Origin of the sequence: Streptomyces sp. NBC_01551 (assembly GCF_026339935.1) — a bacterium.
GTDB lineage: Bacteria > Actinomycetota > Actinomycetes > Streptomycetales > Streptomycetaceae > Streptomyces.
The window spans coordinates 63,246-81,152 of sequence record NZ_JAPEPX010000002.1; the positions used below are offsets into that span (position 1 = coordinate 63,246).

Here is a 17,907-nt window from a genome sequence, read left to right on the forward strand (position 1 = left end):
ACGTCGAGTGCGTCGGCAACATCGGAGGGCAACCCTGGCGTCATGCCCGCACCGTGTGTCTGGCTTGCAGCGTTTGCAGGATCCTTCTCTCTCCCCGAGCTGCGGTCGGCAGTCCACCTGACGCGAGCTGTCTGTCAACGAACACAGTCCACGCAGGTCAGGGCAGCGCCGAAGCCACCTACGCTGAAAGGGACAGCGATCGGCGCGGCTCCCGACTTTTGTCCGCGGACAAAAGTCGGGGCCCCACCGCCGGTGAAAAGGCGGTGGGACCCCGGGGTGTCCGTCGGCGGGTGCTACCGCCGCTTGTTGATGTGGATCAGGCGCATCGTGAGCTCCGCGCGGTCCTTGGCCGTCATGTTCTGCCGGATCGCGTTGAACACGGCCTCCGGATCGTCCCACATGACCGAAGCCGGATCCGCTCCCCTTCCCTGAGACGGGATGGCGCCCTCTGGCTCGTGCAGGTGAACCTCCGGCACGGCTGCCGCCGGCTCCGGCGTGCTCGGTGTCGACGGCTGCGGAGCCGGACTCAGCTGGGCCGGTTCCGGGAGCGAGGCGGCCGGAGCCGACTCTTCCACCACCATCGGCGGCAGGCTCTCGGGCTCCCGACTTTTGTCCGCGGACAAAAGTCGGGCCGGCGGCTGACCCTGCTCCGCAGCCTCCGCGACTCCCCCAGCCAGGCCCGCGCCGTCCTGCGCAGGCACCGGGACGGACTCCTGAGCGCCCCGCAGTATCTCCCGCTGCGCCGCCTTGACCTGCGCTTCCTGCTCCTTGTTCGCCTTCAGGAGCGCGAGCAGTTCCGCCGCCCCGACACCCGGCCGGTCCTTCGCGGCCCGTGCCAGCAGCCGGCCGTCCCGCTCGGGCAGGTCCCCCGAGCTGAGCATCAGCTGGATCTCGTCCGGCAGTTCCAGCAGCACCAGCTGGTTGGTGACCCAGGACGGCGAGCGCCCCAGCCGCTCCGCGGCCCGGGACTTCGCACCGTGCTCCCGGCCGTCCTCCGCGCACGTCTCGACCAGCTGCTGCACACCCCGGGCGCGCTCGATCACGTCGAAGTCCTCGCGCTCGAGGTTCTCGGCGAGGAGGTGGTCGATGAAGTCCGTACGGGAGCCGGCGAGGTCGTCGCGTACGACGAAGTCCAGTGACTCCAGCCCCACGTGCAGTGCGCTGCGGAACCGGCGCTCGCCGTTGATGAGGACGTACGAAGCGGACCCGATGCGGGACTCGTGGTCCGGCCACAGCCCGAGGTACGCGCTCCGGCTGACCACGACACACGCCGAGAGCTGTGCCTGCCGCAGCTCCTCGCCGAAACGGGTCTTCTCCTCGTCCGTGCCGAAGTTCCGGCGCGGGTTGAGGGGAGTCGGGGACACCTGCTCCAGAAGGACCCGGACGAGTTCGTACGCCGGCACATCGCCCTGGGCGATGGCCTTGGCGCGCCCGCGCTCGCTCCGGCCGCCGCTGCGACGGGCGTTGCTGAAGGCGGCGCCGGTTCCGAGGAGGTCGCTCTTGCTCATACCGCGATCCTCCGCGCGATCTCCCGCATCGCTTCCGACTGCTCGCACTCCGGTGCGTAGTGCAGCAGGGGCAGCTTGACGCGCACGGCTTCGCGCTGCTCCTTCAGGTCTCCGATGACGGTGATGACTGGCGGGTCCCCGAACTCCTTCCAGCTGTTGAGGGAGGAGGTGACGACGAAGCCCTTGCGGCTGTCGTAGAGGTTCACGACGAAGCCGAGCTGGGAGATCTCGATGTCGAGGTCGTCGACCAGGTCCTCCAGCTGCTCGCTCAGCATGTCGTAGGCGTCGGCGGAAGTGTCCTCCGCCTGGACGGGAACGATGATGCCGGAGGTCTTCGGCGCTTCGCCTTCGCGGGTACGGGCGTAGTACAGCGCCGTGTCCATGGTGTAGCCGAGGCTGGGAGGGCAGTCGACGACGATGTAGTCGAACTCCTTCTCCAGCTCTTCCAAGGCCTTCTCCAGGGCGGTTTCCTTCGTCCGGACGTGGCGGGTGGTGGCCAGCCGGGCGTCGAGGAGGAAGGCGTCCTTGCAGGAGGGCAGCAGGAAGAGGCGGCCGGCGAACACGCCGTGCTCGATGGGGACGAGCAGCTCCCGCACCCGGCCCTCGATCTCCCCCAGCATGTGCTTGGCGAGGCTCGGTTCCTTGATGCCGAGCATGTCCGCGCCCAGGTGCCGCGTCAGGTGTCCCTGGGGGTCGAAGTCGATCACGCAGACACGGGCACCGGTCTCGGCGAGGGCCTGGGAGAGCCCGTTGCTGATGGCGCTCTTGCCCACGCCGCCCTTCTGGTTGCAGACCACGATCCGGCGCGCGCCCTCGTGGGACGGCCGTCGTCGGCCGGCGGGGGAGGGGTGGGTGTCGAGCCACAGCCTGATCGACTGGGCGACGCCCTGGTTGTACGGCACCTCCCGTACGCGGCAGTCCTCCTTGAAGTCCCCGTACAGGCCGGTGGGGAGGTAGGTGGAGAACGAAGCGGCGCCAGAAGTGTCCACAGGCGTCGCTGCGGAGGCGTCGGCACGCCATGCGTGGATGCCGTCGGTGACGGCGTCCTGGATGTCCACGCCCAACTGAGCTGCGCGGACTTTGAGTTCCTGCCGCAGGGACGCCGGCAGCTTCGCGACTACCTTTTCCCTGACTTCCGGATCGTATGGAGCGGTCATGCGGGTACCTTACTAACCTCCAGCAGGGAAAGCGAAGGGACACACCGGACGTATGTCGCGTGTGCGTTCAACCCTCTTGCCTGTCTCACCGATGGTGAGCCATCCCAGTGCCCACCTGTCCGATCCGCTCCCTACGCTCTACGGGCTGGGGCTCAGGCGGAGTGAGGGCGGCTGGTGGACGTGGAGGACTTCAGGCTGCAGTGGGTGGCGGGCCCCTGATGAGCTGCGCCGAAAGCCTCAGCCACATTCCTGCTCTGACGCTGAACCGCATACCCCAAGTCGCCGAAGCCGGTCCAGGTACCTGACCATCGGACGACGGTGAGCACTCCTGGAGGCCGTCGAGCGAATGGCTTCCCTGGCGACGGACATCCGCCACTTCCTTGGAGAGGAGCAGCAGTGACACCAGGCATACGCATCACTTGGACCTTGGGGACGCACGGTTGGGCCGAGTGCACCGTTGAGGATCGTCACGCGAAGGCGGAGCTCACCGCGTCTTACATCACTGGTGCACCCGAGGAGTTCCTGACCGCTGTGACCAGACTCGTCCAGGGCCAGACGGAGGTCCGTGCCCAGTTCGAGGCCGAGCCGACTGCCTACCGGTGGATCTTCTATCGCGCAGGCGAGGACATCTGGTGCCGCGTGCTCGAACTGCGCCATGGCGGCGATCACGACAACAGGGGAACCGAGATCTGGGCGAGTCAGCTCGGCATCGACCAGCTCGCCCGTGCTGTGATCCGCTGCTTCGATCAGGTCGCACAGACCTACGGCGAGAGCGGCTACCGGGCCAAGTGGGGTGAGTACTTCCCGCGAACCGAACTGGAAGCCCTCAGACAACTTTGGCGCACTCACCACCCTTCCCAGGGCGGCAGTGCGGACAACGCAGACTGCTTCGGCTGAGCGAAACGAGCCAGCCTGCACCCTCTCACCGGTCCCAACCCCCTCGGTCCTCGCAGGATTCGGAAGGTAGCGGGAAGAGCTGCCCGTCAGGTTGGACGGCAGGCCTCGCAGATGTGAGAGCTGATCGCTGCCGCCAGGTTGAGAGCCGCAGCACGCACCGCGGGGTCCTCGTCGATGGTCAACAGGGCTACCACGGCCACACCTCTGAGTACGGCCTGGTGAGCCGCCCACTGGACGTCAATCTGCGGAGCGTTGTCATGTTCAAGGATCGCCTGCAGGAGCTCGATGACCTCAGGCCGGCTGGTGACGCAATCAGTCACTGCTAGATCCCAGAGGAAGGGAACCGCCGCGACGGTCGCGTCAAAGACTGCCAGCTCGCCGAGCCACAGCCCGAGATCGCTCAATGCCTCAGCACTCGATTTGGGATCACCCCAAGCCACCCGCGACAGTCTGCCCGGAACTTCTCGCGCAGATCCGTAGGCATGGGTCAGCTCGTGCCACGGTATGCGAGACATGCCCTTCAGGATCCGCCCCATCGACACACCCCTCGTTCTGATGGCCATTGCCTGCTCACTGCTCGCTGCTCGCACTCAGCGAGGTTCAGCATGGCTACGCAGCCCAGTCTTGCACCTGGCGCGGCACGTTCGGGATCGACTGCGACTACGACGGTCGGCGCATGGGGTCGGTAGCTCCTCAGCCCTGGCGGGCTTGCGGTGCCCCGCCGGGGTGGTTGACCGCCGTTGGCGACTGCACGTCGTGCCCACTACCAAGCATGGAAGCGTGGCTGAGACCGGGAGTGGTGCGGGTGGCCACTGACCGTGCCCGTTCACCTCACGCGCCGTCGGGGCTCGCGTTCGGTGGTGCCGGTCGAAGAAGTGGTCCGGCTGGAGTTGAGGTGTTGGGTTGGGGGTCAGGTCGTGGTGGTTATGGGTGAGTTGGTGCCGTTATCGGGAGATGCGGTAAAGGGGGAGGGTAGGTGACACCTGCTCAGAAACCGTTGGTGCCAAGGCGCGTGGTCAGGTTGCTCTTTAATAAGAGGGCGCGGCCGTGGCAGGCCTGTGACCTGCGGTTTTGCGAGGGGGTATGTGTCCCCCAGGACACATTTGGACCCTCGGAATGTGTATCCAGCGAGCACATTTCGCGGAAAAATCAAGCAGTGCTTTAGTTTTTTGTGAGGCCCCGTCGCTTCCGATCGCCGCAGGTCAGGGACGTGAGCATTGCCGAGCCCTGCCTCCCGCGCACACTCCGGACGCGACTCAAAAGTGCTGCCATTGCGACAACCGAAATCAAGGAGTCGTGTACTTCCGGCGCCTGAGGGCAAAATAACTTCACGCCTCGTGTACTTTTGGGGCCTCCCTCGAACAGGCCGCGTGGGGGAGGTGCCCCCCGGCGCGTCGCCGCGCCAAAAGACAAGCACACGTTGATTTTTTGGATAGTCTCGGACCGCCTGAGTAACAAGGAGGTCCTGTGACATCTGATCCGCCCGCACGTCGTCGACAGCGCGGGCCCCGTCCCATTCCCGTCCCCTCCGCCGCGGGAGACGACGCCGAGTACGGAGACATCCTGGCCGTCCTCGGACAGCAGCTCGGGGAGAAGGTGGCGCACGCGACCGATCCCAGCGGGCGTCGTCGGCTCAAGGGAGTCCACTTCGAGTACGCGGCTGACCCCAAGGCCGTGCACGACATGGCCGGGGGAGCGGGCTACAGCCTGGCCAGCAACTGGTTCACGCAGCTGCTGGCGCAGCTGGCCGTCGCGAACAGCATCACCAAGTCCCAGCTGTGCGTGTTCCTCTTCGTGGCGGGTGGGCAGGTGCCGGGGACCGGCATCACCCAGTACACGCAACAGGAGATCACGGACGGACTGAACAAGGTCGCCGCCCAGAAGGGCGGCAAGATGATCACGCGTTCCACGGTCAACCGCGCCGTCCAGGCGCTGTGCGGCTACAACTGGGTGGAGAAGGCCGGCAACGGCAGGATCCAGATCAATGTGCGCCTGTGGTTCCACGGCAACAGCACGGCCCAGCACGAGGTGCTGGCCGAGATCGCCGACAAGCACGAGCACGACCCCAGTGTGTTCCCGTACGCGGTGGGACCGGAGGGTGCCCATCAGGAGGAGCTGGACCTCGACTTCGGGGCCGAAGACAGCTTTCGTGGAAGGAAACGAACCGGGTGATAGTGCTGTCACGCCCGTGCACGGGTGTCCGCTCACGAGGAAGGCTGTCCCATGGCTAACGTCATGTCTCCGATCGTCGCGGAGCGCATCTGGGCCCTGCCGCTGTCGGGCTCCGCGGTCAAGTTCCTCCAGTACCTGGTCTCCCGGAGTGACTTCGGGGGGACGCTTCCGGTCCGTCAGAAGGACATGGCGGCCGAGTACGGGGTCACCCCGCAGGCCGTCAGCGGGCTGATGGCGCCGCTGTGCGACCTGAACATCGTGCTCAGGCCGCGCAGCGAGGAGCGCAACGGGAACTCGTACCGGCTCCATCCGCTCGCGGCGAAGTACGAAACCCCCGAGAGCATGGAGGCGGCGTTCCGCGCGGCCCTCGCCCGCATCCAGGCGGGGGACCTGCCCAACCTGAAGCTGCCGACGTACCACCAGGCCCCGCCGACCCCGACGGGCCGGCCGAAGCTCCAGGTCGCCTGACCGGGGCGGGAGCCGGGAAAGACGGAAGGCCCTCCACTGAGTGGAGGGCCTTCCGCGCCTGAGTAACTTGGTGGCTTCACTATATCCGCCGAGCCCGAGTCCGCGCACTTGGCTTGCATCGAGGGTGGGGTCCGTGTCCTGGCTGGCCTCCCATCTGCTGCGGCCCCGGATTGTCATCAGAACGCCGCGCTGTCTGTGGCGCGCTGGGCGGACGCCTGTGTGCACAGCGCTGTGCGCGGGGAAGGAATCCAAGGATTTGCCGGTCTCGGCGAATGTGCTCCAGAACGGCTCGCCGACCGCCTAAAGTTGCTGGTCAGCAAGACGCCTCCCGCATGTGCGGGGATGAGCCCAGGACCGCCCCGAGCCCCGGAGGGGTCGTGACCTCCTCCCCGCATGCGCGGGGATGCCCCTGGGGCCAACCGCTTCTGGGTCGCCCTGGCCTGGTGCGCCCCGCATGAGCTGGGGATGTCCCCTGGCAGCCGGGGAAGGTGGACCCGTGCGGTCCTTGCTCCCCGCTCATGCGGGGATGATCCCGCGGCCAACGGCAACACCACGCTCAACCGTGACTGCTGTGGTGGCAGTTACTGCGCATGGGCCGGTCCGCATCCCGCGTGAGCGAGAGCGGGCGGACCCGCTTCCTGGCCCTGCTCATGGCCACGGTGGTCGCGGCCCTCGCCGCTTCGGCGTTCGTGGTCTCCGCCGCGACCTTCGACGGGCGCGAGGCCCGCGGCCCGGCGCGCAACCCCGTCCTCGCCGGGCAGGGAGAACAACCGAAGGCGCTGTGGAGCCGGTACTGGGAGAGCGAGCACGGCCGCCAGTACAGCGTCGTGGTGCTCTGGCCGCTGGCCGCCGACGCACCGTTGCCGCCGGGGCTCGACCGATGGCCGGCGCCGGGGGAGTCGTACCTGTCCCCGACGCTCGCCGAGGGGCCGGGGCGGGAGGACTTCACCCGCCGCTACGGGCACACGGCCGGCCTCGTCGGCGAGGCCGGGCTCGCCACACCCGGAGAGCGCCTGGTCTACACCCGGCCCAGCGAGGCCATGCTGAACTCCAGCTTCCTCGACGGGATCACGGGCTTCGGCGCACCTGGCCCCAGTTTCGGTGACGTCCGCCTGATCGACGAGGGCCGCGAGCGGTATCTCGCCGTCATCGTGGCGCTGCTCCTGGTGCTGCCGGCGGCGGGACTCGTCGTGGCCGCCGTACGCATGGGAGCCCACGGGCACGACCGGCGCGCCCGGCTGCTCCATCTCATGGGGGCCAACCGGCGCGCGCGGGCGTGGCTGGACCTGGGCGCCGCCATCGTTCCCGTTGCCCTCGGCACTCTGGCCGCGGGGGTTCTGCTGGCTCCCGCGCTGGTTGGGAACCTCTCGCTGCCCTGGATCGACTTCACCCGTGCGGCCGCTGACCTGCGCGGGGCGGCGGGTGCACTCGTACGCGCCGTGCTCGCGAGCGGCCTGGCCGTACTCGCGGTGGCGCTCCTGCTGCAGCCGGCCACCACCCGTCGGCCAGGTCGGGCGCCGCGCCGACGGGCGGGCCAAGAAGCCGGAGAACCTCCCCCGCTTGCGAGTCCCCTCCCCGCCACTCCGGGGACGTTGCCGAGCTCACCGGTCTGCTCGCGCCCGGCAACGTCCGACCTTTGCGGCGGTCAGGCCTTATTGGAGCGGGTAGAGGTGATGACAACGGAGGTGTAGGGCATGGTGGCGTGACCGCCGAGCATGTCGATCGCAGTCCCGGCGCTGTCCAGGACCTTCGCCATTTTGTCTGCGGGGAGTTGGGTGAGGCCGCCGAAGGTGGGGAGCTGGTCGAGCCACTCCTCTCGGGAGTAGGTGCGCTCCCAGGCGAAGCGCCATTGCTCCGGCTCGCTGAACCTGCCCGTCTGCCGGATCCCGTCGGCGATTCTCGCGAACAGTGGCTGGTACGCGTCCACGGCCGACCCTCTCAGCAGGCCGGGGTTGAACGGGGAATCGGGGGCGACCCGTTGGAGTACTTCAGCGAGGGCGTCGATCACCTCGGCCGGGAGCTGGGGGACGTGGTGGAAGGGGGCGAGTCGGCCGCCGGGCCGGAGCACCTGGGCAGCCTTGGCCGCGCCGGCGACGGGGTCCACCCAGTGCCAGGCGGTGCCGGCGATGACCGCGTCGAACCGCCGCCCGGCCGGCTGCCAGTCCTCGAACCTGGCGACCTCGACCTCGACACGGCTGCGTCGCGCAAAGGCGGCCATCCGTTCGTCGGGCTCGACAGCGAGCACCGTGCATCCGGCCGCCTGGAATTGCCGGGCCTCGATGCCGGTCCCGGCCCCGACGTCGAGTACGTGCCGGCCGGGGCTTGCCGCCACGATCCTGTCCACCAGGGCCTCGGGATACGGCGGTCGGGCGCGGTCGTAGCGTTCGGCGTCCACACCGAACGACTCGGCCGTCTGCCGGTGGCGGTGGGGCTCGCGTCCGGACTTGTCCGGCTGTCCCTGCGATAAAGTGGGCATGCGCCCACACTAGTGGGCGGTTGCCCACTTGTTAAGGCTGGGTCGGCACGGAAGGGGAGACAATGCCGTCAGGGGTGCACATCCACAACGTGCGCGGCCAGTTGTTCGAAGCCGCTGAGCGCGTCCTGCTTCGGGACGGGCCCGACGCGTTGACCAGCCGGGCGGTCACGGAGGAGGCGAACTGTGCCAAGGGTGTGCTGCACCGGCACTTCACCGACTTCGACGCCTTCCTGGCGGAACTGGTCCTCAACCGCATCCGCGGCATCGAGGACCGAACCACGACCCTGCGCGCCGCCGCCGGCACCGGGAGCGTGGTGGACAACCTCGCCGACGCACTACAGGACCTGTTCCGGCCGGTCACGGTGGCAATCGTCGCGCTCATCACCTTCCGCGACGGCCTCCGCGCCCGGCTGCGCGAGGCCGGTCTGACCGGCATCCCACTGGCCGTGCAAGGCACCGCCATGATCGCCGCCTACCTCACCGCCGAGCGGGAGTTGGGGCGCCTGGCCGGCGACGCCGACATCGACACACTCGCCCCCACCCTCGTCGGGGCCGGGCACCTGCTGTTCGCCGACCGGACAAGCGCCCCACCGCCGACCGCCGCCATCCAGAAGATGGTGACCACCGTCATCGCCGGCGCCTTGCGACCACCCCAATCGTGACCGCCAGATGCCTGGAGAGATCCACTGAGCAGGTACGGGGTCGCCCCGGGCAAGGGGTGGCCGTTTCAGGAGCGCCATCAACGGGGCGTCTGCCCCGACTTACGCAACAATGCCGGACTCCGCAGAAGTACGTGGACACGCCTGCCTGCCGCCTAAAGTGGCAGGCGAAGCAGTCTGCTCCAGCGCCCGCGGGGATGAACCGCTGTACGTGGAGACATTCGCCACGGACACGTTGTGCCCCCGCGCCTGCGGGGATGAACCCCAGCGGACCGGCACCATTACGGCGGCCGTGCTCTGCGCCCCGCGTCTGCGGGGATGAACCCTGGCGGCCGACCTGGACGCCCACGTGGTGGGTCGCCCCGTCACTAACGCAGTTGGGAGCCTGCAAAACGCTTCTGCGCCGTCAGTGTTGGTGGGGGCAGAGGCGTTTGGTGTTCCACGTTCAGCGTCTGCGGGGTTTGCGGTGCCTTCCTGTGCCCGCGGTCATGGGGGACCGGGCGGGAGGTGGCGGCAGCGCATCGCCGACCGGGCGGAGTCTCTTCGCGCGACGGGCCGCCCATTGCTCCAGGGGTTCGTCCATGGTCTTCCTCCGTCCGGCGAGGGCTGCACCCTATCGGCCGGAGACGGCGGCGGCCCCTGCCTCCGGACGAGGGGACGGGAGCGGGGCCGTCGCGATGGTCAGTTGCCGGGCCAGGTGATCGTGTGGCCGTTGGGGGTGGCGGTGACCGTGAACTGGTCGAGCTCCGGGGCGCCGTGCTCCCGCCAGCGGTTGACGTGCTCCTCGACGGCGTCCCAGATGCGGTCAGGGCCGCCCTGCCGGACGATCCAGGTCCCGTTGATTTCGGTGAGGACGGCCCAGGACCCGGCGCTTACGTCGATCAGGACGTGTTCGGTGCGGCCGTCGCGGTCGAGGGTGATCCGCTGGGCTCGCGGTGCGGCGAGCTGGGCGACGAAGCGGGTGTTCCAGTCGTCCAAGACGTCGGCGCCGAGCATGGCCTGGCGCTCTTCGCCCTGATCGAGGTCGGGGAGGATGCCCAGCGGCGGGGGTTGCTGGGGGCGGGCGAGCATGAAGGAGATCTGTCCGCCGAGGAAGCGCCCGGACGCGGTGCCGTCCTCGTGGACGGTGAGGCGGGCGAGTTCGGAGGAGTACATCCAGCCGCCGAGGGTGGCGAGGATGATTCCGCCGGGACGGGTCTGCTCGATCCACGCCGGCGGCAGGTTGACGATCCCGCAGGTGGCGACGATGCGGTCGTAGGGGGCGCCGGCCGCGTGTCCTGCCAGGCCGTCGCCGACGATCCGGTGCGGGGCGTATCCGCAGGCTCCCAGCGCGGCCCCGGCGCGGCCGGAGATCTCTTCGTCCACCTCGACGGTGGTCACCTGGTCGTCGCCGAGGCGATGGCACAGGAGCGCGGTCGAATAGCCGGTGCCGGTGCCGATCTCCATGACGCAGTGGCCGTCCTCGACGGCGAGGTCTTCGAGCATGCGCACGACCAGGGACGGCATGGTGCTGGAGGAGGTGGGCGTCCTCATGATCTCGCCGCGCAGGTCCTGGGGGGCGATGGTGCCCGCGATCTGCGTGACCAGGGACTCGTCCTCGTAGCAGCGCTCCAGCCACAGCGGCTCGTCGGGCATGACCGGCGCCCACGCGGTCGGCCGGCCCGGGAGGTCGACGCGGTCGAAGAAGCCGCCGCGCAGGAACTCGTGCCGGGGCACCGTCTCGACCGCCTCGCGCCACGGCGGGGTGTGCAGGTGACCGCCCGCGGCGAGTTGCCCGGCGAGGACCCGCAGCAGCTCCTGTTGGTCCCGCTCGTCCTGGTCGCTCATGACGTCGTCTTCCTCTCCAGCAAATCCGCCATGGCTGCCACCATCGGCAGTCCGGTCTCCGGCTCCATCCAGGCCCATTGGCCGGAGCTGTTGCATTCCAGGAACCACCATTGCCCCACGTGGTCCACGGCGAAGTCGAAAGCGCCGAAGACGAGGCGGAAGTGGGCCAGGTATGTCCGTAGAGCCTCCGTGATGCCCGGGGGAGGCTGGACGACGCTGTACGTCAAGCGGGAGTAGTCGGTGCGCCAGTCGAGGAGGTCGGAGTCGATGCGGACGCAGAAGATCTCTTCGCCGATGACGGTGACGCGTACGTCGGCCGCCTTGTCGATCCGCTCCTGGAACAGGTGGACGGTCCCGGCCACGGAGTCGTCGATCTCCTCTGCCTCGACCTCCAGCACCTCGACCGTGCAAGAGACGCCGTCGATCCGGTACAGGGGCGTCGACAGCGGCTTGTAGATGACCGCTTGCCGACGCTTGATGAATGCCCGCGCGGCATGCGGGTCGGACGTGAACAGGGTGTCGGGGGACGCGGAAGCCCGAGGTGATGGCCACGGCGAGCCCGGAGGGCTTGAACTCGGCGTCGCCGATGCGGTGCGGGTGGTTGACGTACAGGCAGCCGGGCAGCGAGGCGAGGACGCCACCGAGCCCGTACCGGGCCTGGGTGACGGCGAAGCGGGCGCTCTGCTCGTCCAGGTGCGGGAAGGTGAAGCCGGAGGGGCGCCGGTAATAGAGGGAACGGACGCGGGACAGGTCCGCCGTGCGGGTCGGGGTGTGGAGGAACCCCTTGACTCCGTCGGCGGTGATCACGGCCTCGAACGACAAGGTGGCGGGGAAGTCCCCCGAGTCGAACCGCACGACCGGGACGTCCCGGCCGTGCAGTTCCTCGATCACCAGGTCGGTCGTGGGGTCGTCCAGGTTGGTGACGACCAGAACCGGGCTGGAGTCCGTCACTGGTCGCTGTCGTTCCCGGAGTCGGAGTCCCCGCCTCCCGTGCCGCCGCCGCTGCTGCCGTCGGAGGGGTTCCCGGTGTTGGTGGCGGGGTTGGTGCCGGTGCTGGTGCCGTGGCCCGGCATTTCCATGACGGCGCCGGCGGCGTCGAAGTAGACGCCGGTCTGGGTGGCGGGGTCCAGTTCGACCCGCTCGTACGCGGGCGCCTGCGCGGGGTACGGGGTCATACGGCGAAGCCCCCACGGGGCCGGTGTGCTGATTCCGTTCGGCAGGGGCGTGCCGGTGGGCATGCGGTCAGAGTGCACGAACATCTCTACCTCCGTGGTCAGTGGTGGTCGTGGCTGTGGTGGTTGTGGTGGTGGACTGCGGTGCGGTTTGTGCGGGGGTGCTGCCGCGCTCGATGTTGCCGACGGCGGTCGTGGTCTCCACGCCGTTCGTGCGGCTGATGTGAGCGATGCGGACGGATCCGGCCGTCGTCGTAGTGCTGGCGGGTGACAGCCACCGCCCGCGAGCGTCCGCCGGTACCGGGGGTGCGTCGGGGGAGAGTGCTGCCCATGACTCGCTCCTGCCGTCGAAGGAGGGCGGGATCCGGCCCCTGACGGGGGACGACGGGGTCCGGATCCCGCTCACTGATGCCGCGCGGTCCTGCCAGGGGAGTACCCATACGGATGGGCCCGTTCCGTGCGGCGTGAGCGCCGGTCGGAACGGGAGAGCCTGCGATGCTCCGACTGGCCGACACTCATTCAATGGCCGTCAAGACCAGCCCGGTAGGACGATCAGGCTTCGCCAACGGCAAGCCGCCTAGGACGATTTGGCAAACCGTTTACCGACCCGCACCGCAGGTCGAGATCTACGGTGTGGGGATGGAGACAGCCCGGAACACGCTGTTAGCCACCTGGATGGAAGACCAGCAGCTCAGTGCCCGAGCACTGGCCGACCTGGTCAACCGTGAGGTCGGTGAGATCACCGGACGCCTCGGAGGACTGGACGACTCATCCATCCGCGCGTGGCGCTCAGGCCGGGTTCGCTGCCCCAAATCCGTTCAGCTACGCGCTCTGGAGAACGTCAGCGGGAGACCCGCCGCCGCCTTGGGGTTCGTCCGCCGCAGCCGCACCCCTGGCACCCCGCCCCGTCAGGAGACACCGCCCGTGGAACGCCGCACCTTGTTCACCGCCGCCGTTGGCGTCGTGGTCGGCGCCGCCGGCTCATACCCGGCAGCCGCAGCCGCAGCCGCTCCCCGCCGTATCGGCATGTCCGACGTCGCCCGCCTCCAGCAGCGGTTCACCGACATCATCGCCGCCGACCACCGCCACGGAGGACGGACCGGCATCGAGCACCAGGCCCGCGCCCTGGCCGGCGACGCACTACGGCTCCAGCAGCAGGGAGCCGCGTCCCAACGGGTGCGCGCCAGCCTGTACGCGGCCGCCGCCGCGTTCTGGTCGTCGGCGATGTGGGCCGCGATCGACGGCAGGAGGTTCGAGGACGCACGGGGACATCTGCGGGAGGCGCAGAACATCGCGTCCATGTCCGGCGATCAGGCGATCCAGTTCCGGATCTGGTCTCACGCGGGGACGATGTACCGGCACATGAACCGGCCCGGTGACGCCGACGCCGCCAACGCGGTCGCCCGGAACCTGGGGATCAGCCGGCGGGACCCGATGTTCGCGTCTCTCGGCCTGGCCCGGCACGGCGCGATCCACGCGGCGGCCGGTGACCGGCGGTCCACCGACCGTGCGTTCGGGCAGGCGCAGGAGGCGCTGGACCGGTCCGACCCGGCAGCGCACAGGCCGGTGTGGCTGACCGCGTTCTACGACCGCGCCGAGATCCACGCACTGGCCCTGTCGGCGTACCTGTCGCTCGGCGACTGGGAGACGGCCGAATCCCACGGCTATCGGTGCCTGGCCGAGCTGCGGCCGCACATGCGCCGCTCGCTCGCGATCACGACGACCCGCCTGGCCCGCGGGCAGCTCGAACAGGGCGAAGTCGAACGGGCCGTCGCGACAGCGATGCAGGTTCCCGCCGACGCCGCGGCCTCGCATCCGCGCGTCACCCGGATGCTCTCGGGATTCGGGCAGCGCCTGACCGACACGGCTCCCCACAGTCCCCAGACCGCCGTGTGGCGCGACTACACGGCCCGAGTGACGGCGAGCGCACGATGACGACCAACCCCACCCCTGCCCTGCGCCGGTACACAGCCCTGGACCCGATACGGCAGACCATCGGCGACGTGTACGCCCAAGTACGCGCCGATCTCCTCGACCACCCCAACTACCGCCTCGACGTGTTCCTGGAACGCCTGGACCGGCACGCCGCCGAGCCGGGCTGGGCAACGGTCATCGCCTACGAGGAGACGGGCCAGCCCATCGGGTACGCCTACGGGAACACCGTCGGCCCTGGTGACAGGTGGTGGAAACGCATGACGATCCCCGCGCCCGGTCGGTACTCGGCCCGGGACGCCATCGCCGTAAAGGAGATCGGCGCCGTCCCGGCATGGCGCGGCGTCGGCCTGGCCCGCCGCATGCATGACGCGCTGCTCGACGGTCGACCGGAAGCACACGCCACGCTGATGGTGAACCCGGCCGCCGGTGACGGGAAGGCCATGCGCCTGTACGAGGGATGGGGGTACGAGGAGATCGGCACCGTGCAGCCATCCCCCGAATCCCCTTGGCTCGTGTGCATGGGACGTCCTCTCCCTTGAACATCAGGGCCTCGATGCCGCGCCCGTCACCTTCCGTGAAATGGGTGAAAGATGCGGAGCGGGGTCGGGGGTCGGCGTACCGTGCCGTGAGTGAGGGGTGCGAGCGGAGACGGCGACCTATTGGCGGCCCTGCCAACCTTGTCCCGGACGTTCGGGCTGGGCGAGGTACGGGACCGGACGTTCCTCGTCCATGGCTTGATGAACCGGAATTGGCGTGTGGAGACGGCTGCCGGCACGTACGCGGTGAAGGAGATCACCGACGTCCCCCTGCCCAGGATGCGCAGGAACCTCGCCGTACTCGCGGACCTGGCCGGCGAGGGCTTCCCCGTACCTGAGCCGTTGACCGCCGAGGGCGGAGACCTCGTGGCGGAGGTCGGCGGGCGCGGCTATTGCGTGCTGCCCTGGGTGGAAGGCGACCACGTACCGGGGACCGAACTGGCCCTTGACCAGGCCCGCGATCTCGGCGCGCTGCTCGCCCGCCTCCTGGCCCGGCACGCGGGCCGGCGGCCGACTGGCGAAGTCCCTGCCGGGCCGTACGGGTGGACGCACGGCGACTTCCAGTACCGCAACATGCTTCGCGAGGGCGGTGACGTCGTGGCGGTCCTGGACTGGGACCGGCTCGGTGTCCGCCCGTACGGGGAGGAGGTCGCGCGGACCGCCCAGGTCCAGTTCGGGGTCGGCGGCGTCTTCGACCTCGACCGCGTCGCAGCGTTCACTGCCGGGTACCGGTCGGTGATCGGCCTGTCGGAAGCAGACTTGGCTGAGGCGGTGACCCGGCTGTGGTGGAAGCGCATGACCGACTTCTGGCAGCTGGAGCTCTACCTCGACCGCCAAGACCCGGCCTTCAGGGCGATGTTCCTGTCGGACGAGGCACTGCTGCACTGGTGGACCGACCGCGCCGACGAGGTCCAGGTCGCCTACGCGACCCGCTAGTGCTTGCCGCCCACAGGCGTCATGGCAGTCACGGCCTCATCCTCGCTCCGCCGGCGGCCGGTCGAGGTGACCGGGCCGGCTTGGAGCTGCCTTCCCGGCCGTCCGCGCTTCGGCCGCGCGGCTATCCCCGCTGCCAGGAGCGCAGGCGGTCGGCCACGTCGAAGACGGTGGTGCGGAGCATGCGGATGTCGGTGATGAGCTCGCGCCACTGTTCGTACGGCGCGTCCACAGTCTTGCCGGACGCCTCGATGTACGCGACGGCCACTCCGTACGCGAAGTACTCGTTGTACTCGGGGAGCGGACGCAGCAGGACGATCGCATCGAGGAGAGCGGCGGCGCGCCAGTAGGCGTCGGGGTGGTCCACATCGAGACTCGGGGTGTTCACCCGGTGCCTGGCGACTGCCGCCACCATCGCGGAGTGGTCTGCCACCTCTACGTCCTTGAACAGTGCCTCCTGCCGTTCGAGCAGCCAACGGTGGTCGATGTGCAGTTCCACCTATGCCGCCCGAGAGCCGGCGTGGCCGGAAGCAGGGCCGAAGTCGTGCTCGAACCCCTCGCGGAATCCGGGGCGCCGGACAGCCTCGTCAAACGCCCGAGCGGCCCGGGCGAGCCCGGCTTCGTTCTCCTGTGCGGTGGTGAGCTCGGTGAGGTACGCGGATAGATCGAGGCCGCGCGCCGCAGCCAGCGCGGTGAGGCGGTCGTGGAGCTCGGTAGCCACCTCGAGGGTGGTGGTATCGGACATCCTCCGAGTATCCGCATTCGCAGGACGGTAGGGGAGCCCTTCGCCCACACGCGGTGCGGGCTGTCGGAGGCGACCGATCAGCGTTGCGGATGAGGCCGTGCCGGAGTAACTGCTCCCGAGAGATGCCGCTATGCCGGATTGTGGAGAAGTGCTGAGGAACAGCTCACCGTCCGCATAAAGTGGCAGGTCGACGGGTCTGCTCCCCGCGCCCGCGGGGATGAGCCCAAGTGGTTCGGGTACAACCTGGGCGATCCGAACTGCTCGCCGCGCCCGCGGGGATGAACCCCAGCTGTCTCGCATGTGGGGAGCTCTGTCCCGATAGGCGTGGGGCCAATCGAAAACAAGCCCGGGAGCGACACCGCGTGGCTAGTGCTGTGACCGGGAAGGAGGTTCACCGGGTCGCCCGGCGCTGGTCGAACCCGGGCCCGTAGCCTGGCCGGATGCCCGATGACATCCTCGCCCTGTGGCCCCTCGCGCCCGCCTCCGAGACGGACTGGCTTGCCGGGATCGCCCAGGACGACGGCCTCACCGGCTACGAGGCACCCGGGCGGCCCGACGCCGCCTGGGTGCTCGGCGGCATGTACGAGCGCGGGGGCACTGCCGGGGATTCGGTCAACACCAGCCAGAGCCGGGACGAGCACCCCGGCCCGGGTTGGGAGCGGCTGCGCTGGGCGGAGCTGGCCGCCCGCATCGGTGATCCGATCGTGCCGCAGGGCCTGTACCCCTGTTTTCGCTGCTTCCCCTCCGCGAAAGGGGCGGGTATACGGCCCGGCTCCATCGAGTGGCCCGCCGAGGGCAGTCTCGACAGGCCGACATGGGACCAGCTGATCCGGTTCCTCACCGTTCACAGCCCCCAGGGAGCGGACACCCCCTGCCTGGCGTACTACAACCCGCTCATCACGCAGGATTTCGAGAACAGGCATGTCCGCTCCGGCCGCCTGGGCGATGCCCACGCCCTCTTCGACAACCCGGACATCCTGTACACCCCCTCCAACCTGTGGGCCGCGGACCGCTCCTGGGTCGTCTTCACCGACTACGACCTCTGGGGCACCAAGGTCTGCGGCGCCCGCCCGCTCGTCGAGGCGCTGCTCGCGGACATCGAGCTCGAAGCCGTCCGCCTGCCTTGGACCAGCTAGGGCTGTGCCGTCCGCCGCGACCCGGCGAACCTTTCCGGTCACAGCAGTAGAATTCCCGTGGCACCACATCTCCCGGTGCCCCAGGGGGATGACCCCGAAACCCACCATTGGGTCAGCGGGAACCGCGGCTGCGCCCCGCACCGGCGGGGATGACCCGTGGGTCGGATATTCGTTGAAGGTATCCAGCAGTTGCGCCCCGCGAATGCGGGGATGAACCCGGGCTTCACATCGAGTAGGACGCCCAGGTCTCCTGCTCCCCGCGCCTGCGGGGATGAGCCCGTGTTCA

17 protein-coding genes and 1 pseudogene are annotated in these 17,907 nt (G+C 69.1%); 9 read left to right on the top strand and 9 right to left on the bottom strand.

All coding sequences use genetic code 11. The annotated features are described in order from the left end of the window. Window positions 1-293: 293 nt before the first annotated feature. Together OG982_RS29925 and OG982_RS29930 are read right to left on the bottom strand one after the other, a co-directional pair. Window positions 294-1,508 (bottom strand): ParB/RepB/Spo0J family partition protein, encoded by a 1,215-nt coding sequence (locus OG982_RS29925; protein WP_266950096.1) that lies wholly within the window; start codon window positions 1,506-1,508, stop codon window positions 294-296. Next, window positions 1,505-2,665, bottom strand: coding sequence for a ParA family protein (locus tag OG982_RS29930; RefSeq protein ID WP_266950097.1), 1,161 nt, complete (start codon window positions 2,663-2,665; stop codon window positions 1,505-1,507). Before OG982_RS29930 ends, OG982_RS29925 begins: the two co-directional genes overlap by 4 nt. Before the next feature lie 396 nt (window positions 2,666-3,061). On the opposite strand from OG982_RS29930, the gene OG982_RS29935 reads away from it, so the two are divergent. Next, on the top strand, window positions 3,062-3,562 hold the full coding sequence (locus tag OG982_RS29935; RefSeq protein ID WP_266950099.1) for a hypothetical protein: 501 nt from the start codon (window positions 3,062-3,064) through the stop codon (window positions 3,560-3,562). A gap of 86 nt (window positions 3,563-3,648) precedes the next feature. Here the strand turns inward: OG982_RS29935 and OG982_RS29940 are convergent, their stop codons facing one another. Then, window positions 3,649-4,125 carry a hypothetical protein gene (locus tag OG982_RS29940; protein ID WP_266950100.1) on the bottom strand — a complete coding sequence of 159 codons (477 nt, stop codon included), beginning with the start codon at window positions 4,123-4,125 and terminating at the stop codon, window positions 3,649-3,651. Window positions 4,126-5,029: 904 nt separating this feature from the next. On the opposite strand from OG982_RS29940, the gene OG982_RS29945 reads away from it, so the two are divergent. The 3 genes from OG982_RS29945 to OG982_RS29955 all read left to right on the top strand — a co-directional run bounded on the left by OG982_RS29945 (window position 5,030) and on the right by OG982_RS29955 (window position 7,893). Further along, window positions 5,030-5,734 carry a hypothetical protein gene (locus tag OG982_RS29945; protein ID WP_266950101.1) on the top strand — a complete coding sequence of 235 codons (705 nt, stop codon included), beginning with the start codon at window positions 5,030-5,032 and terminating at the stop codon, window positions 5,732-5,734. Between the two features lie 51 nt (window positions 5,735-5,785). Beyond that, complete coding sequence (locus OG982_RS29950) at window positions 5,786-6,202, top strand: hypothetical protein (protein ID WP_008739521.1); 417 nt, start codon at window positions 5,786-5,788, stop codon at window positions 6,200-6,202. A 611-nt stretch (window positions 6,203-6,813) separates the two neighbouring features. After that, the gene (locus OG982_RS29955) at window positions 6,814-7,893 is read left to right on the top strand and encodes a hypothetical protein (RefSeq protein WP_266950103.1); all 1,080 of its coding nucleotides are present in this window, start codon (window positions 6,814-6,816) and stop codon (window positions 7,891-7,893) included. On the opposite strand, the gene OG982_RS29960 is transcribed toward OG982_RS29955, so the two are convergent. Next, window positions 7,848-8,678, bottom strand: a complete 831-nt coding sequence (locus OG982_RS29960) for a class I SAM-dependent methyltransferase (RefSeq protein ID WP_266950104.1) — start codon at window positions 8,676-8,678, stop codon at window positions 7,848-7,850. The genes OG982_RS29955 and OG982_RS29960 overlap by 46 nt on opposite strands. A 74-nt stretch (window positions 8,679-8,752) precedes the next feature. Between OG982_RS29960 and OG982_RS29965 the strand changes: the two genes are divergently transcribed. Further along, on the top strand, window positions 8,753-9,340 hold the full coding sequence (locus OG982_RS29965) for a TetR/AcrR family transcriptional regulator (RefSeq protein ID WP_266950106.1): 588 nt from the start codon (window positions 8,753-8,755) through the stop codon (window positions 9,338-9,340). A 678-nt stretch (window positions 9,341-10,018) separates the two neighbouring features. On the opposite strand, the gene tgmC is transcribed toward OG982_RS29965, so the two are convergent. The 3 genes and pseudogenes from tgmC to tgmA all read right to left on the bottom strand — a co-directional run bounded on the left by tgmC (window position 10,019) and on the right by tgmA (window position 12,423). Beyond that, window positions 10,019-11,164, bottom strand: coding sequence for an ATP-grasp peptide maturase system methyltransferase (tgmC, locus tag OG982_RS29970; protein WP_266950107.1), 1,146 nt, complete (start codon window positions 11,162-11,164; stop codon window positions 10,019-10,021). After that, window positions 11,161-12,115 (bottom strand): annotated as a pseudogene (gene tgmB / locus OG982_RS29975) (ATP-grasp ribosomal peptide maturase). The gene tgmC and the pseudogene tgmB overlap by 4 nt, the downstream one beginning before the upstream one ends. After that, window positions 12,112-12,423 carry a putative ATP-grasp-modified RiPP gene (tgmA, locus tag OG982_RS29980; RefSeq protein WP_266950109.1) on the bottom strand — a complete coding sequence of 104 codons (312 nt, stop codon included), beginning with the start codon at window positions 12,421-12,423 and terminating at the stop codon, window positions 12,112-12,114. The pseudogene tgmB and the gene tgmA overlap by 4 nt, the downstream one beginning before the upstream one ends. 435 nt (window positions 12,424-12,858) lie before the next feature. Here tgmA and OG982_RS29985 point away from each other — a divergent pair, with 435 nt between their 5' ends. The 3 genes from OG982_RS29985 (at window position 12,859) to OG982_RS29995 (ending at window position 15,743) form a co-directional block, all read left to right on the top strand. After that, window positions 12,859-14,271 (top strand): XRE family transcriptional regulator, encoded by a 1,413-nt coding sequence (locus OG982_RS29985; protein ID WP_266950110.1) that lies wholly within the window; start codon window positions 12,859-12,861, stop codon window positions 14,269-14,271. Continuing rightward, on the top strand, window positions 14,268-14,810 hold the full coding sequence (locus OG982_RS29990; RefSeq protein WP_266950112.1) for a GNAT family N-acetyltransferase: 543 nt from the start codon (window positions 14,268-14,270) through the stop codon (window positions 14,808-14,810). The genes OG982_RS29985 and OG982_RS29990 overlap by 4 nt, the downstream gene beginning before the upstream one ends. A 90-nt stretch (window positions 14,811-14,900) precedes the next feature. Further along, a complete protein-coding gene (locus OG982_RS29995) occupies window positions 14,901-15,743 on the top strand; it encodes a phosphotransferase (RefSeq protein WP_266950114.1) in 843 nt (280 codons plus the stop codon). 121 nt (window positions 15,744-15,864) lie between these two features. Here OG982_RS29995 and OG982_RS30000 read toward each other — a convergent pair whose 3' ends face one another. Then, window positions 15,865-16,239, bottom strand: a complete 375-nt coding sequence (locus tag OG982_RS30000) for a toxin Doc (RefSeq protein ID WP_266793737.1) — start codon at window positions 16,237-16,239, stop codon at window positions 15,865-15,867. Then, window positions 16,240-16,485 carry an antitoxin MazE7 gene (locus tag OG982_RS30005; protein WP_266950115.1) on the bottom strand — a complete coding sequence of 82 codons (246 nt, stop codon included), beginning with the start codon at window positions 16,483-16,485 and terminating at the stop codon, window positions 16,240-16,242. A 440-nt stretch (window positions 16,486-16,925) separates the two neighbouring features. Between OG982_RS30005 and OG982_RS30010 the strand changes: the two genes are divergently transcribed. After that, window positions 16,926-17,621: a hypothetical protein gene (locus OG982_RS30010; protein ID WP_266950117.1), complete on the top strand. Its 696-nt coding sequence runs from the start codon at window positions 16,926-16,928 to the stop codon at window positions 17,619-17,621. Window positions 17,622-17,907 lie beyond the last annotated feature (286 nt).